At 75.4% G+C, this 14,785-nt stretch carries 14 protein-coding genes; 1 reads left to right on the top strand and 13 read right to left on the bottom strand.

The annotated features are described in order from the left end of the window. Position 1 precedes the first annotated feature (1 nt). The 13 genes from ribD to mihF all read right to left on the bottom strand — a co-directional run bounded on the left by ribD (position 2) and on the right by mihF (position 12,167). The gene (gene ribD, locus Q8R60_05275) at positions 2-1,009 is read right to left on the bottom strand and encodes a bifunctional diaminohydroxyphosphoribosylaminopyrimidine deaminase/5-amino-6-(5-phosphoribosylamino)uracil reductase RibD (protein ID MDP3711881.1); all 1,008 of its coding nucleotides are present in this window, start codon (positions 1,007-1,009) and stop codon (positions 2-4) included. Positions 1,010-1,081: 72 nt separating this feature from the next. After that, a complete protein-coding gene (locus tag Q8R60_05270; protein MDP3711880.1) occupies positions 1,082-2,005 on the bottom strand; it encodes a response regulator in 924 nt (307 codons plus the stop codon). Continuing rightward, entirely contained in the window at positions 2,002-2,685 is a 684-nt protein-coding gene (gene rpe, locus Q8R60_05265) for a ribulose-phosphate 3-epimerase (GenBank protein ID MDP3711879.1), read from the bottom strand. The genes Q8R60_05270 and rpe overlap by 4 nt, the downstream gene beginning before the upstream one ends. A 27-nt stretch (positions 2,686-2,712) precedes the next feature. Continuing rightward, positions 2,713-4,152 carry a transcription antitermination factor NusB gene (locus tag Q8R60_05260; GenBank protein MDP3711878.1) on the bottom strand — a complete coding sequence of 480 codons (1,440 nt, stop codon included), beginning with the start codon at positions 4,150-4,152 and terminating at the stop codon, positions 2,713-2,715. Next, a complete protein-coding gene (fmt, locus tag Q8R60_05255) occupies positions 4,149-5,060 on the bottom strand; it encodes a methionyl-tRNA formyltransferase (protein MDP3711877.1) in 912 nt (303 codons plus the stop codon). The genes Q8R60_05260 and fmt overlap by 4 nt, the downstream gene beginning before the upstream one ends. After that, positions 5,057-5,605, bottom strand: a complete 549-nt coding sequence (gene def / locus Q8R60_05250) for a peptide deformylase (protein ID MDP3711876.1) — start codon at positions 5,603-5,605, stop codon at positions 5,057-5,059. Before def ends, fmt begins: the two co-directional genes overlap by 4 nt. Positions 5,606-5,609: 4 nt before the next feature. After that, positions 5,610-7,520, bottom strand: coding sequence for a primosomal protein N' (locus Q8R60_05245; GenBank protein MDP3711875.1), 1,911 nt, complete (start codon positions 7,518-7,520; stop codon positions 5,610-5,612). Between the two features lie 196 nt (positions 7,521-7,716). Continuing rightward, positions 7,717-8,916, bottom strand: coding sequence for a methionine adenosyltransferase (gene metK / locus Q8R60_05240; GenBank protein ID MDP3711874.1), 1,200 nt, complete (start codon positions 8,914-8,916; stop codon positions 7,717-7,719). A gap of 30 nt (positions 8,917-8,946) precedes the next feature. Next, the gene (locus Q8R60_05235) at positions 8,947-9,477 is read right to left on the bottom strand and encodes a hypothetical protein (GenBank protein MDP3711873.1); all 531 of its coding nucleotides are present in this window, start codon (positions 9,475-9,477) and stop codon (positions 8,947-8,949) included. A gap of 335 nt (positions 9,478-9,812) precedes the next feature. After that, positions 9,813-11,012 (bottom strand): bifunctional phosphopantothenoylcysteine decarboxylase/phosphopantothenate--cysteine ligase CoaBC, encoded by a 1,200-nt coding sequence (coaBC, locus tag Q8R60_05230; GenBank protein ID MDP3711872.1) that lies wholly within the window; start codon positions 11,010-11,012, stop codon positions 9,813-9,815. Further along, entirely contained in the window at positions 11,012-11,284 is a 273-nt protein-coding gene (rpoZ, locus tag Q8R60_05225) for a DNA-directed RNA polymerase subunit omega (GenBank protein MDP3711871.1), read from the bottom strand. The genes coaBC and rpoZ overlap by 1 nt, the downstream gene beginning before the upstream one ends. Positions 11,285-11,295: 11 nt before the next feature. After that, on the bottom strand, positions 11,296-11,853 hold the full coding sequence (gene gmk, locus Q8R60_05220) for a guanylate kinase (protein ID MDP3711870.1): 558 nt from the start codon (positions 11,851-11,853) through the stop codon (positions 11,296-11,298). Next, positions 11,850-12,167, bottom strand: coding sequence for an integration host factor, actinobacterial type (mihF, locus tag Q8R60_05215; protein MDP3711869.1), 318 nt, complete (start codon positions 12,165-12,167; stop codon positions 11,850-11,852). The genes gmk and mihF overlap by 4 nt, the downstream gene beginning before the upstream one ends. A gap of 265 nt (positions 12,168-12,432) precedes the next feature. On the opposite strand from mihF, the gene Q8R60_05210 reads away from it, so the two are divergent. Next, complete coding sequence (locus Q8R60_05210; GenBank protein MDP3711868.1) at positions 12,433-14,781, top strand: EAL domain-containing protein; 2,349 nt, start codon at positions 12,433-12,435, stop codon at positions 14,779-14,781. Positions 14,782-14,785: the final 4 nt, after the last annotated feature.

Below are 14,785 nucleotides of genomic sequence, written 5' to 3'. Positions count from 1 at the left end.
GTCAGGCCTCCTTCTGGCGCGGTCGCAGGACGAGCCGCACGTCGTCACCGACGCGCGTGACGTCGTCGAGGCGCAACCGCAACGCGTCGCTGATCGTTCCCACACCCCAGGGTGCGACGGCGGAGGGCCCTTCGCCCAGTAGAGCGGGTGCGACGTACGTCACCACCCGGTCGACGAGGCCAGCCTCGAGGAAGGCCGCCGCGACCGTCGGGCCGCCCTCGAGCAGCACGCTGACGACCCCACGCGCGGCCAGCTCGGCAAGCGCCGCTGCCGGTGCGAAAGCGAGCACCAGGCTGTCCGCCGCGTCGTCGAGGACCCGGGCGCCCGGGGGCGTGCGCCCGGTGCGGTCGAGCACGACGCGCAGCGGCTGGTGGCCGGGGTCGGGGCGCACGGTGAGCTGCGGGTCGTCGGCGAGCACCGTGCCGACGCCGACGACGACCGCGTCGACCTCCGCCCGGAGCCGGTGGACGTCCGCACGGGCCGCCTCGCCGGTGATCCAGCGGCTGGTGCCGTCGGCGGCGGCCACCCTGCCGTCGAGGGTGACGGCCGACTTCCAGGTCACGAAGGGCCGACGGGTGCGCTGAGCGGTCAGCCAGGCCTCCAGCGGCCCTCGCGCCACCTCGTCGGCGAGCCGCCCGAGCTCGACCTCGACCCCCGCGGCGCGCAGGACCGCCGCTCCCCCACCGGCGAGCTCGGTCGGGTCCGCGCAGCCGACGACGACCCTGGCGACCCCGGCGGCGAGGACGGCGTCGGTGCAGGGGCCGGTGCGCCCGGTGTGGGCGCACGGCTCCAGAGTGACCGCGAGCGTGCCTCCGCGTGCGCGCTCCCCGGCGCAGGCCAGGGCGACGACCTCGGCGTGGCGGCCGCCGGGCGGCTCGGTGGCGCCCTCACCGACGACGACGCCGGCGGCGTCGAGCACGACCGCACCGACGGGCGGGTTGGGGCTGGTGCGCCCCAGCACGGCGCGCGAGACCTCGACGGCGCGCCGCAACGCGTCGACAGCCTCCACCGGGCCTCCCGACCGCACGGGCGCCACCCGCGGGCGCACCGTCGATGCTACCGGCGCGGGCGCCGCGGACGATCAGCCCTGGCGGCGGTCCAGGGCCACGCCCGAGCCCGGCGTGGACTTCGCGACGAGCTTCATCTCCGCGGCGCTGGCGACCACGGACCGGTGGTCACGGGGGCTTCCGTCGTGTCGGGCCACGCCGACGCTCACCGCGACCACGGGGTGCTTGCGCAGCTCGCCGCGACGGTCCGTGGTCTCGAGCCAGCCGCGCGCGGCGTCGACCGGGTCGTAGTGCGAGAGCACCGCGGCGTCGAACTCCGCGAGTGCGAGGCGGCACAGCGGCTCGGCCTGCTCGGGCGTGCAGACCACCACGAAGTCGTCACCGCCGACGTGACCGAGGAAGGCGTCGGGCTCGCCGGTCGCGGCGACGGCGGTGAGCAGGCACCGCGACAGCAGGTGCAGCAGGTCGTCGCCGCGCAGGAAGCCGTAGGCGTCGTTGAACGCCTTGAAGTCGTCGAGGTCCACGTGGCAGACGGCGTAGGGCTGCCCGCTGGCTCCGCGGGCAGCGATCTCGCGGTCGATGCTGTGGTTGCCCGGCAGCCCGGTCAGCGGTGACGTCGCCCGCGCCTCCTGCGTGCGGCGCAGCGTCGTGCGGACGCGCGCCACGAGCTCCAGGGTGTCGAAGGGCTTGACGATGTAGTCGTCGGCTCCCGCGGTCAGCCCGACGACCTTGTCCGCCGAGAGCGCCTTCGCGGTGAGCAGGATGACGGGTACGACGCTGGTCGCGGCGTGCGAGCGCAGCCGGCGCAGGACCTCGACCCCGTCGAGGGTCGGCATCATGACGTCGAGCAGGACGAGGTCCGGCGGCTCCGCCAGCGCCCGCTCGAGGGCGGCCGCACCGTCGTGGACGACCTCGACCTCGAAGCCCTCCATCTGCAGGTTCAGCTCGACGAAGCGCGCGATGTCGGCGTCGTCGTCGGCGACCAGGATGCGGCTCACCCGGTCTGGTCCAGCACCTTCTGGGCGGTCTCGCGCAACGCGCGGACCATGCGGTCGGGGTCGTCGGCGCGGTAGACGGCGGTGCCGGCGACGAACACGTCGGCACCTGCCTCGGCGCAGCGCTCGATGGTCTCGGCGCTCACTCCCCCGTCGACCTGCAGCCACACGTCGAGGTCGCGCGACCGGATCGCCTCGCGCACCCGCCGCACCTTGGGCAGCACCTCGTCGAGGAAGGGCTGCCCCCCGAAGCCGGGCTCGATCGTCATCACGAGGACCATGTCGAGCATCGGCAGGAGGTCGGCGTAGGGCTCGATGGCGGTGTGCGGGTTGAGCGCGAGCCCGGCCCGCGCGCCGGCGGCCCGGATCGCCCGCGCGGTGCGCAGCGGCGAGACCGCGGCCTCGGCGTGGAAGGTCACCGACCCTGCGCCGGCCTCGGCGTAGGACGGTGCCCAGCGGTCGGGGTCGGCGATCATGAGGTGGCAGTCCAGCGGCAGGGTCGTCGCCTTCAGCAACGACTCGACGACCGGCAGCCCGAGCGTGAGGTTGGGGACGAAGTGGGCGTCCATGACGTCGACGTGGACCCAGTCGGCGCTGGGGATGCGCGCCACCTCGTCGGCGAGCCGGGACAGGTCGGCGTTGAGGACGCTCGGCGTCAGCTGTGCGCGCAGCGGGGTGCCCATGGTGCCGCGAGTGTAGAGAGTCCGCCCTCAGTCGGAGCGGCGCAGCACCGCGAGGTGCATCGCGTCGGTGCCGTGCCGGTGCGGCCACAGCTGGACGGCGGGGCCGGCGCCGAGGTCGGGCACACCCGGCAGCAGCGGCCGCGCGTCGAGCTGCTCCAGGCCGGGGTGGCGGCGCAGGACGTCGAGCACGGGTACGACGGTCTCGGCGAGGTGCGGCGAGCAGGTGACGTAGGCGAGCACGCCTCCGGGCCGCAGCAGCCGGACCGCGGCGTCGAGCAGCTCGCCCTGCAGCCGGGCGAGGCCGGGCAGGTCGGAGGGCTGGCGGCGCCAGCGCGCCTCGGGACGGCGTCGAAGAGCACCGAGGCCGCTGCATGGAGCGTCGAGCAGGACCCGGTCGGCGCACCCGTCGGGCAGTGGCGGCGTGCGACCGTCGGCCGTGACGACGTGCGCGACCCCGGAGCGGGCGACGAGCCGGCTGCGGTGCGGCTGCAGCTCGACCGCGACCAGCGTGGCGTCGCGCTCGGCGGCCACCGCCTCGAGCAGTGCGGCCTTGCCGCCGGGGCCGGCGCACAGGTCGACCCAGAGGCGGTCGGGGCCGTCGAGCGGGGCCGCGGCCAGCGCCAGGGCCATCAGCTGGCTGCCCTCGTCCTGGACACCTGCGGTGCCGTGGCGGACCGCGGCGACCGCGCCGGGGTCGCCCTCGTCGAGCCGCACGGCCCGCGGGCTCCACGGCCCGGCCGTGCCGCCGCTCTGCGCGACGAGCTCGTCGCGGTCCATCCGGCGGGCGACCAGGTGGACGGTCGGACGGGCGTCGTCGGCCTCGAGCAGCCGGTCGAGCTCGTCGACGTCGCCGCGCAGCGCGTCGAGGAAGGCCGAGGCGACCCAGCGCGGGTGGCTGTGGCGCAGCGCGAGGCCACCGATCCGGTCGTCGGGCGGCGACAGCTGCGCCACCCAGGCGTCGAGGTCCTGGGCCGCGACCTTGCGCAGCACCGCGTTGACGAAGCCGACCGGCCCAGCCGACAGGACCCGCCGGGCCAGGTCGACCGTCGCCGACACCGAGGCGTGGCTCGGGATCCTGGTGCGCAGCAGCTGGTGGGCGCCGAGGCGCAGCACGTCGCGCACCGGCGGGTCGACGTCGGCGAGCGGCCGGTCGACGCAGGCCTGCAGGACCGCGTCGTAGAGCCCCTGGCCGCGCAGCGCGCCGTAGGCCAGCTCGGTCGCGAGGGCGGCGTCGCGCCCCTCTATGCGGCGCTCCCGCAGCAGCCCGGGCAGCACGAGGTTGGCGTAGGCGTCCTGCTCGCGGACGGCCTTGAGCACGTCGTACGCCGCAAGGCGTGGCGGGTCGACGGCCGGCGGTCGATGCGGGCTCGCGGGGCGGTGGCGACGGGCCGGTCGCTTCGGGCCCTGCCGGTCGGGACGGGGCTGGTCGGGACGGGGCTGGTCGGAGCCCTGGTCGGGGGGCGTCATGCGAAGGCCTCCCCTGGCTCGACGCGCAGGCCGCGCACCCAGTCGGCGGCCGCCATCGCGCCCTTGCCCTCCGGCCGGACCTCGCCGAGCCGGACCGCGGTGGTGGCGGTGCCGGCGAGGTCGCCCGCCAGCTCGCCCGGGGCGAGCTGCTGGTCGGTCACGGTCACCGGGCCCAGCTTGACCCGACGGTCGCGGAAGGTGGTCCAGGCGCCGGGGGCGGGGGTGCAGGCCCGCACGACGCGGTCGACGCGCAGGGCGGGGGTGGTCCAGTCGACCCGGGCGTCCTCGACGGTGACCTTGGGGGCCAACGAGACCCCGTCCGACGACTGCGGGACACCCGTGACGGTGCCGTCCTCCAGCGCGTCGAGGGTGGCGACGAGCAGGCCGGCCCCGGCGGTCGCGAGCCGGCCGAGCAGGTCACCGGAGGTGTCGGTCGGCCGGACGGTCTCGGTGAAGACCCCGAAGACCGGTCCGGTGTCGAGGCCCTGCTCCAGCAGGAACGTCGACGCACCGGTGACCTCGTCGCCGGCGAGCAGCGCGTGCTGGACGGGGGCGGCGCCGCGCCAGGCGGGCAGCAGCGAGAAGTGCAGGTTGACCCAGCCGAGCCGCGGGATCGCGAGGACCGGTGGCGGCACCAGCGCGCCGAAGGCCACCACCGGGCAGCAGTCGGGGTCGAGGTCGCGCAGGGCGACCTGGAACGCCTCGTCGCGCGGGTGCTCCGGGGTGAGGACCGCCACGCCGTGCTGCTCGGCGAGCTGCTTCACCGGAGAGGCGGCCAGCGCGCGACCGCGCCCGGCCCGGGCGTCGGGTCGGGTGATGACCGCGACGACCTCGTGGCGGGGCGAGGCCAGCAGCGCCTCGAGGGAGGGCAGCGCGGGCGCCGGGGTGCCGGCGAAGACGAGTCTCAGGTCGCGCGCCCGAACAGCGGGTGCGGCGAGGCCTTGACGACCGGAGCCGCCTCCCCGGACCAGTCCGCGTCGCGGATCGCCTGCATGGCAGCCCGCTTGGTCTCGGCGTCGAGCCGGTCGATGAAGATCACGCCGTCGAGGTGGTCGGTCTCGTGCTGCACGCACCGGGCGAACAGGTCCGAGCCCTCCAGCGTGACGGGGTCGCCGTACTCGTTCTGGCCGTGGGCCACGACGTGCTGCTTGCGCACGCAGTCGAAGGTGAGCCCGGGCAGCGACAGGCAACCTTCCTCGCCGTCCTGCTCCTCGTCGCTCGGGAAGTGCAGGACCGGGTTGATGAGGTGACCGATGACGTCGTCGACGTCGTAGGTGAACACCCGCAGGTTGACCCCGAGCTGCGGTGCGGCCAGGCCCACGCCCGGGGCCTCGAGCATGGTGTCGGTGAGGTCCTTGACGAGGACCCGCAGCTCCTTGTCGAAGGTCGTCACGAGCTCGCTGGGGGTCCGCAGGACGGGGTCGCCGAGCAGACGGATCGGTCGCAGTGCCACGCGCTCAGGCTAGCCGCTGCGGATCGAGCTCGACCTTGACCGGCTCGCCCTTGCGGGCGCTGCGGACCGCCTGCGCGGCCTTGAGCCCGGCGGCGAGCTCGGCGCCCCGGGAGCGCGTCACCCGCAGCAGCACCCGATGGCCCCCGTCGTCGGGCACCGGACCGAGCACCTCGGCCTCGACGGGCAGCGCGGCGAGCAGGTCGTCGACGGCGGTCGCGGCACCGCTGACCGACGCCATCCGGGTGACCGGCGGGAAGCCGAGCTCGGTGCGGTCGGCGAGCTCGCGGGCGGCATGCCAGCCCGGGTCCCACCGGAGGAGCGCCTGCACCTGGGGCAGGGCCCGGTCGGCGACGACGACGACCCGACCACCGGGCCTCGCGAGCGCGGCGGCGCCGAACCACCGGCGCAGGGCCTCCTCTCCCGCGCGCAGGTCGGGGCGCGACAGCAGCGCCCAGCCGTCGAGCAGCAGCACCGCGCCGTAGCCGCCGTCGGCAACCGGCTCGGCGCCAGGGGTCGCGACCACGAGCGCGGCGTCCGCGGGGACGGTGGCGAGCACCCCGTCACGGCCGGAGGTGCGCACGGGTGTGCCGGCGAAGGCCCGGCCGAGCTCCTCGGCGGTGCGGCGGGCACCCACCACCACGGCCCGCAACGCACGGCCCTCGCAGGTCGGGCAGCGCCAGTCGCCGGCGAGGTGGCCGCACCACCGGCACGCGGCGACCGAGGTGCCCGACCCGGTGGCGAGCGGCCCCTGGCAGGCAGGACAGCGGGCGGGGGTGCGGTCGCGGGCGCAGGCCAGCGAGGGGACGTAGCCCCGCCGGGGCACCTGCACGAGCACGGGCGCGCCCTCGGCCAGCGCGGCGCGGGCAGCCGCGAAGGCGAGCCCCGGGATCCGCGCGGTCTGGGCGGCCGGGTCGCGGCCGAGGTCGTCCTCCGAGGTGCCCTCGACCCGCGGAGCGACGGCCCGCAGCGCCTCCCGGAGCGGCTCCAGCGGCCGGGCCCAACCGCTGTCGAGCAGCAGCTGGCCCTCCGCCGTGCGGGCGTGGCCGCCGACCAGCGCCGCCGCGCCCGCGAGGTGGGCCCGCAGCACGAGCAGGTCGCGCACGTGCGGGTAGGGCGAGCGGGGCTCGGCGTGGAGGTCGTCGCCGTCGTCCCAGACCGCGACGAGGCCGAGGTCGGCGACCGGCGCCCAGGCGGCGGCGCGGGTGCCGACGACGACCTTGACCTGGCCGCGGCGCACCGACAGCCAGGTGCGGTAGCGCAGCGTCGGCCCGAGGTCGGCGCGCAGCGCGGCGTGCGGGACGCCCAGGGCGTCGAGCGCCGCGGCGACCCGGTCGACGTCGCGCGCGTCCGGGACGACCAGGACCGCTCCCCTGCCGCCCGCCGCGGTGGCCTGGGCGGCCAGCGCCAGCTCGGTCGGCCAGGTCGGCCCGGGCAGCGCGGACCAGACCGCGCGGGCGGGCCGACCGGCGGCGAGCGCCTCGAGGAAGGCCGGCCCGTCGGCGTAGCGCTCCCAGGGCCCCGACTCCGGCGCGGGCGGCGCGGCAGCGGGCTCGCCCGGAGGCTCGCCCTCGACCTTGGCGTGCCGCGGCGGCAGCGCGAGCCGCACCGCGTCGTAGAGCGGAGCCGCACCGCGGTCCGCCGCCGCCCGGCACAGCGCGGCGACCTCTGCCGACAGCACCGGCTCGGGCGAGACCAGCGACTGCAGCGGGGCGAGGGAGCCCTCGTGGTCGGTGTCGTCGGTGCGCTCGAGCACGACGCCGTCGACGAGCCGGCCGGAGAACCGCACCCGCACCCGGCAGCCCGGCTCGGCGGCCGCCATCGGCTCGGGGACGGCGTAGTCGAAGGGGCGGTCGAGGTGCGCGAGACCGCTGTCGACGGCGACCCGCGCGACCGGTCGGTCGGTGGCGAGCGGCACCGCTGCGCGCGGTGCCCGACGACGCGGCGTGCCACCGAGCAGCAGCTGCTCCGCGGGCGGTGCCACAGGTTCCGTCACGGTCGCGAGGCTAGGGGGTGGCTGCGACGGGGACGGCCCGTCCTCCACAGCCTCGTTACGTCCTACGGATCGACCCCGACCAGTGCGCTCAGGTCGTAGGACGCAACGAGGGGTCGGGCTACTGCCCGGCGGCCTTCTTCAGCAGCTCGGCGCGGTCGGTCGACTCCCAGGTGAAGTCGGCGAGCTCGCGGCCGAAGTGGCCGTAGGCGGAGGTCTGCGCGTAGATCGGGCGCAGCAGGTCGAGGTCGCGGATGATCGCGGCCGGGCGCAGGTCGAAGACCTCGGTGACCGCGGCCTGCAGGACCTCGTCGTCGACCACGCCGGTGCCGAAGGTGTCGACGAACAGGCCCACCGGCTCGGCCTTGCCGATCGCGTAGGCGACCTGGACCTCGCACTTGGACGCGAGGCCCGCGGCGACGACGTTCTTCGCGACCCAGCGCATGGCGTAGGCGGCGGAGCGGTCGACCTTCGACGGGTCCTTGCCGGAGAAGGCACCGCCGCCGTGGCGGGCGTAACCGCCGTAGGTGTCGACGATGATCTTGCGACCGGTGAGGCCGGCGTCGCCCATCGGGCCGCCGATGACGAACTTGCCGGTCGGGTTGACGAGCAGGCGGTAGCCCTCGGTCTCGATGCCGAGGCCGGCGAGCTCGGGGTCGACCACGTGCTCCTTGATGTCCGGGGTGAGCAGGTTGACGATGTCGATGTCCTCGGCGTGCTGGGAGGACACGACGACGGTGTCGAGCCGGACGGGCTTGCCGTCGACGTACTCGATCGTCACCTGGGTCTTGCCGTCGGGCCGCAGGTAGGGCACGAGGCCGTCCTTGCGGACCTGGGTGAGGCGCTTGGCGAGCCGGTGCGCGAGCGCGATCGGCAGCGGCATCAGCTCGGGGGTCTCGTCGCACGCGAAGCCGAACATCAGGCCCTGGTCGCCGGCGCCCTGCAGGTCGAGCTCGTCCTGGTCGCCCTCGACGCGGTGCTCGTAGGCCTCGTCGACGCCCTGCGCGATGTCGGGGCTCTGCGCGCCGATGCTCACGCTCACGCCGCAGGACTCGCCGTCGAAGCCCTTCTTGGAGCTGTCGTAGCCGATCTCGAGGATCGTCTTGCGCACGATGTCGGCGATGTTGGCGTAGCCCTCGGTGGTCACCTCACCGGCGATGTGGACCTGGCCGGTGGTGATGAGGGTCTCGACCGCGACGCGCGACTTCGGGTCCTGCGCGAGCAGCGCGTCGAGGATGGAGTCGCTGATCGCGTCGGCGATCTTGTCCGGGTGGCCCTCGGTGACGGACTCGGACGTGAACAGACGGCCTGGCACGAGCACTCCTGGTGGTTGGGCGGATTCGCCGACAGGCTACCCGTCCTGGGTCACCGAGCCGCAGTCCACCTGGTAGGAGGCAGCGACCCGCGGGTCGTCCTGCGCGAGGCCTCGCGCCACAGCACGTCCGCTCTGCCGCAGCCCGAACCCGCTCACGGCGTACGTCGTCGACGTCACGTCGAAGGTCTCGCCGTCGTCGGAGGTGCTGCTCGTCACCAGCAGGGTGCCCTTCGCGCAGGCGAAGCCCTCGCCGTGGGTGACGGTGCCGCCGACGCCGAGCAGGGCCGGCTCGCCGCCGAGCTGGAGCGCTCCGAGCGTCGTCCCGTCGAAGCGGAACGGCGTGTAGAAGACGGTGCTCGCGCCGCGCGTGGTCTCGAGGAAGACCTCGGCGCGGCCGTCCCCGTCGACGTCCACGACGCCCTGCACCGGCGGCTCGGTGTCGGCCGTCACCGGTGCGGTGACGGTGCGGCCGCTGGTGAGCACGACCGTGAGCAGGTCCTGGGTGGCGGTGACGCGGTCCTCGCGCCCGTCGCCGTCGACGTCCCCGTCACGCGCCGGCCTGCGCACGGGGCCGCCCGGTGCCGTGGGACTCCCGGACGGGGGTAGGACGGACGGGGGTACGACGGACGGGGGTACGACGGACGGCGTCGCCGTCGGGGCGAGCGTGGCCGTGGCGGTCGCGCTGGCGCTCGGTCCGGGGACCGCGTCGCTCGCCGGGTCGTCGTCGCTGCACCCGGTGAGCAGCAGTGCTGTGACCAGCGCCCCCCTGACCGCCCTCCCCCTGAGCGCCGTCCCCCTGAGCGCCCTCCCCCTGACCGCTTGTGCGCCGTTCTCGGCGCTACAGAGCGCTCGTAGCGCCGCCAGCGGCGCACAAGCGGAAGGGGTGACGGAAGGGGTGGGGGTCACAGGCGGGGGGCGACGAGGTCCCAGACGGCGTCGGCCAGCGCGTCCTTGGACCCGAGCGGGACCTCGACGGCGGTGCCGTCCGCACCGAGGACGGTGGCGGCGTTCTGGTCGCCCTCGAAGCCAGTGGGGTGCCCGGTCTCGCCGACCTCGTTGACGACGAGCAGGTCGCAGCCCTTGGCCGCGAGCTTCGCGCGGGCGTGGTCGAGCACCGACCCGGCGTCGTCGCCGGTCTCGGCGGCGAAGCCGACCAGCACCTGACCGGGCGTGCGCGCGGCCACCAGCGCCCGCAGGACGTCGGGGTTCTGGACGAGGTCGACGGCGTGGGTGTCGGTCTTCTTGCGCTTGGTCGCGAGCCGCTCGGCCGGGCGGTAGTCGGCGACGGCGGCGGCCATCACGACCGCGTCGGCGGAGGCCGCCTCGGCGAGCACCGCGTCGTGCATCTCCACGGCGCTGGTGACCCGCAGGACCTTCACCCCGGCCGGGTCGGGGAGGGAGGCGCTCGTGACGAGCACGACCTCGGCGCCGCGGGCGGCGGCCGTGCGGGCCAGCGCGTGGCCCTGCCGGCCGCTGGAGCGGTTGCCGAGGTAGCGGACCGGGTCGAGGTGCTCGCGGGTGCCGCCCGCGGAGACCACGACCCGGCGCCCGGTCAGGTCGGGGGCGAGCACACCCCGGCGCAGGACGGCCTCGCAGGTGCGGGCGAGCTCCTCGGGCTCGGGCAGCCGGCCCTTGCCGGAGTCGGCGCCCGTCAGGCGCCCGACCGCGGGCTCGACGACGAGGACCCCGCGTGCGCGGAGCGTCGCGACGTTGGCCTGCGTCGCGGGGTGCTCCCACATCTCGGTGTGCATCGCGGGCGCCATGACGACCGGGCAGCGCGCGGTGAGCAGGACGTTGGTGAGCAGGTCGTCCGCGAGCCCGTGGGCAGCGCGGGCGAGGGTGTTGGCCGTCGCGGGGGCGACGACGACGAGGTCGGCCGCCTGGCCGATCCGGACGTGCGGGACCTCGTGGACGTCGGTCCACACGTCGGTCGCTACCGGGCGGCCGGACAGCGCGGTCCAGGTCGGCTCCCCGACGAAGCGCAGCGCGCTCTCGGTCGGGACGACGGTGACCTCGTGACCGGCCTCCGACAGCTGCCGCAGCAGCTCCACCGCCTTGTAGGCGGCGATGCCCCCGGCGACGCCGAGGACCACGCGGCTCACTAGACGACCGGGTCCGGGACCTGCTCGTGGCTCAGCAGGCCGGCGTTGATCTCGCGCAGCGCGATCGACAGCGGCTTCTCCTGGACGCCCGTCTCGACGAGGGGTCCGACGTACTCCAGGAGGCCCTCACCGAGCTGGGAGTAGTAGGCGTTGATCTGACGCGCGCGCTTGGCGGCGTAGATGACCAGGCTGTACTTGGAGTCGGTCGCGGCCAGCAGCTCGTCGATCGGGGGGTTGGTGATGCCGATCGGGTTCGCGACGGTGCCGGACAACAGGTGCTCCTCTAAGACGGGGTGATCTCCATCAAGGCTACCAGCGCGTCGGCCGCGCGCTGGAGGTCGTCGTTGACGACCACGACGTCGAACTCGTCCTCGGCGGCCATCTCGATGCGCGCCCGGTCGAGGCGCTGGCGCACCTTCGCGGGGTCCTCGGTCCCCCGGCCGACCAGCCGCCGGGCCAGCTCGTCGAACGACGGCGGGGCGAGGAAGACCAGCTGGGCGTCGGGCACGGCCGCGCGCACCTGCCGCGCGCCGTGCAGGTCGATCTCGAGCAGGGCGGACTCGCCCTCGGCGAGCCGGGCCTCGACCGGAGCACGGGGCGTGCCGTACGACGCACCCATGTGGCTGTCGTGCTCGAGCAGCTCGCCCGCGTCGACCATCCGGTCGAACTCGGCCTGGTCGACGAAGTGGTACTCGACACCGTCGGTCTCCCCCGGCCGCGGTGCCCGCGTCGTGACGCTCACCGACAGCCACACGTGCGGGTGGCGCTGCCGGACGACCGCGATGATACTGCCCTTGCCGACCCCGGACGGGCCGGCCAGCACGGTGAGTCGGGCGGTCACGAGCCGGCGAACTCCCGCTCCAGCGCCTCGCGCTGCTTGGCTCCGAGCCCCCGGACGCGCCGCGACGGGCTGATCTCGAGGCGCTCCATGATCTTCTGCGCCCTGACCTTGCCGACACCGGGCATCGCCTCGAGGACCGCGACGACCTTCATCTTGCCGACCACCTCGTCGGTCTCGCCGCTCTCGAGCACGTCGGCGAGCGAGACCCCGCTCGCCTTGAGGCGGACCTTGAGGGCGGCGCGCGCCCGACGGGCGGCGGCGGCCTTCTCGAGCGCGGCGGCGCGCTGCTCGGGCGTGAGGGTGGGCAGAGCCACCGGGGCGACCCGTCCTTTCAGGCGATGCCCCCGTCAGACGGGGGCGGGGTGGGACCGCCTGAGGGTCGATCGGGCGGACGGTGCGGCGCGAACCTAGCGACCCCGGCCCCCTGCAGGCAACGCCGGGGTGGCTGTGCGGTGACAGTCGCATCCCGGACGCAAGGCCACGACACCACCCGTTCGGGGGCTACAGCCCCCCGACGCACCCGACGAGCCAAGCGATGAGCGGTCCCTGTCCCGGGGCTCGGCAGCGAGGAGCGCACGAGTGCAGGGCGCAGCGCGCGCACGCCCGCGGGCTGCCTCGGCGTACGCCGTCGTCGTCTCGGTGGCACTGCTGGGGCTGCTCGTGTGGACGCTGCTGCCCGGGCGACCGCTGCTCGCCCGCCATGCAGTGAGCGACGCGGCCTTCGTCCTCGCGCCCGCGCTGGCGGCCTGGCAGTGCCTGCGCGCCGCCCGCGACCCCGGAGCCGCCCGGAGGGTCTGGCTGCTGCTGGGCGCGGCGTCCGTCGCCTGGGCCCTCGGCAGCGTGGCCTGGGCCGTCGACGAGCTGGTGCTGGGTCGGCTGGCGCCGTTCCCGTCCGTCGCCCATGCCTTCTACCTCGCCTACCCCGTGCTGGCTCTGCTGGGGTTGCTGGCACTTCCCCGGCTGCCCAGCGCGCGGGCGTCGCGCGCCCGCCTGGTCCTCGACGGTGTCGTGGTGGCGGCGTCCTTCCTCGTCATCGCCTGGATCGGCACGCTCGGCAACCTGGCCCGCGCCGAGGGCCAGCCCGTCGCGGAGGCCCTGGCCCTCGCCTTCCCTGTGCTCGACGTGCTCACCGCGGCCGTCGTCGTGGTCGTGCTCGACCGGGTCCGGGGCGGGTGGCGGCACCCCGGCTCGCTCGCGGCGCTCGGCGTGGCCGGCGTCGCGATGACCGACGGTCTCTACGCCGCGCTGGCGGGTGCCGGCGCCTACACCACGGGCGGCCCGCTCGACGTCGCGTGGCCGCTGTCGTTCGCGCTGATCGCCGTCGCCGCCCGCAGGCCGGCGACGGCGGGACCCGACCTCAGCCGCGTGTCGCATCGGCTGCTCCCCTGGCTGCCGGCTGCTGTCGCCGCCGCGACCCTCGTCGCGAGCGGCCGGCTGCTGCACGGCCTCGACCCGGTCCTGGCGGCGCTCACCCTCACGCTGGCCGGCTCGCTCGTCGCCCGCCAGCAGCTGCTCGCCAGCGAGAACGCCGTACTGCACGTGTCGCTCGAGGAGAAGGTCCGCGAGCGCACCGAGGAGCTGCTCCAGTCGCGCGACCGCGAGCGGCGACGCGCTCGCACCGACTCCCTGACCGGCCTGCCCAACCGCGAGGCGCTCACCGAGCAGCTCACCGCTGCCGTCGCCGCAGTCCGCCCGGGTCACCTGCTCGGTGTGGTGCTGCTCGACCTCGACGGCTTCAAGCAGGTCAACGACGGCTTCGGCCACGACGCCGGCGACGTCCTCCTGCAGGCCGCGGCCGGGCGGCTGCGCTCAGCGGTCCGCGACGACGCCGTGCTCGCCCGGATGGGAGGCGACGAGTTCGCCGTCTTGCTGCCCGACTTGCGCACGCCAGCAGACGTCGAGGCAGTGGCGCGACGGCTCGTCGCGGCGTTGGCCCCACCACTGCTCGTCGGACCTCTCGAGGTCGTCCTCGGGGCCTCTGCCGGCACCGCGGTCGCCGAGACCTCCGACGTCATCGGCGTCCACCTGCTCCGCGACGCAGACACCGCGATGTACGCCGCGAAGGAGTCCGGCAACGGCGTCACGGCCTTTGCGCCCGGCATGCACGTCGCCGTGCGCGAGAGCCTCGAGCTCGAGGCCGACCTGCGGGTGGCACTGCGTGAGGGTCAGCTGCAGGTGCACTACCAACCGGTGGTCGACCTCGCCGCCGACCGGGTCGCCGGCTTCGAGGCGCTCGCCCGCTGGACGCACCCGCTGCGCGGAGCGGTCTCCCCTGCCGACTTCGTGCCGGCCGCGGAGCGCTCGGGCCTGGTCGTCGAGCTGGAGCGGCTCGTGCTCGACATCGCCTGCGCCCAGCTCGCGACGTGGCGGCGCACCTCCCCGGGCCTCACCGTCGCCGTCAACGTCAGCGCCAGGCACCTGCGCGAGCGGGACTACCTCGACACGGTCCTGTCGGCGCTGGTCCGGCACGGCCTCCCGCCCTCGGCGCTCGTCCTCGAGGTCACCGAGAGCCTGCTCTTCCACGACGACGACCACGTCCGCGAGGTGCTGGAGCGCCTCCACACCGCTGGGATCGGTCTGGCCCTGGACGACTTCGGGACCGGCTACAGCTCGCTGTCGCGCCTCGCGTCGTACCCCTTCGACACGCTCAAGATCGACCGTGCCTTCGTCGCCTCGCTCGACGCCGACCCGAGCGCCCCGGTGCTGGTCGCGACGGTGGCACTGGCCCGCGGGCTCGGCATGTCGGTCGTCGCGGAGGGCGTCGAGACCGAGGCCCAGCTGGACTTCCTCCGGGCCCAGGGCTGCGAGCACGCCCAGGGCTACCTGCTGTCGCGCCCCGGCCCGGCCGCGTTGGTCGCAGGGGTGATCGGGCGGTCCCTGCTGCCCGTCCCGCGGTCGGCGTCGGACGTGCCGGTGGTCGGGAGCTGACCGG

This window comes from Mycobacteriales bacterium (genome assembly GCA_030697205.1).
In the GTDB taxonomy this organism is placed as follows: Bacteria; Actinomycetota; Actinomycetes; order Mycobacteriales; family SCTD01; genus JAUYQP01.
This window is presented reverse-complemented; position numbering and strand designations above follow the sequence as displayed.

What these genes read in the sequence shown, in the direction of transcription:
- rpe (MDP3711879.1), bottom strand. Translation starts at nt 2,685, where the DNA reads ATGGGCACCCCGCTGCGCGCACAGCTGACGCCGAGCGTCCTCAACGCC.
- Q8R60_05260 (MDP3711878.1), bottom strand. Translation starts at nt 4,152, where the DNA reads ATGACGCCCCCCGACCAGGGCTCCGACCAGCCCCGTCCCGACCAGCCC.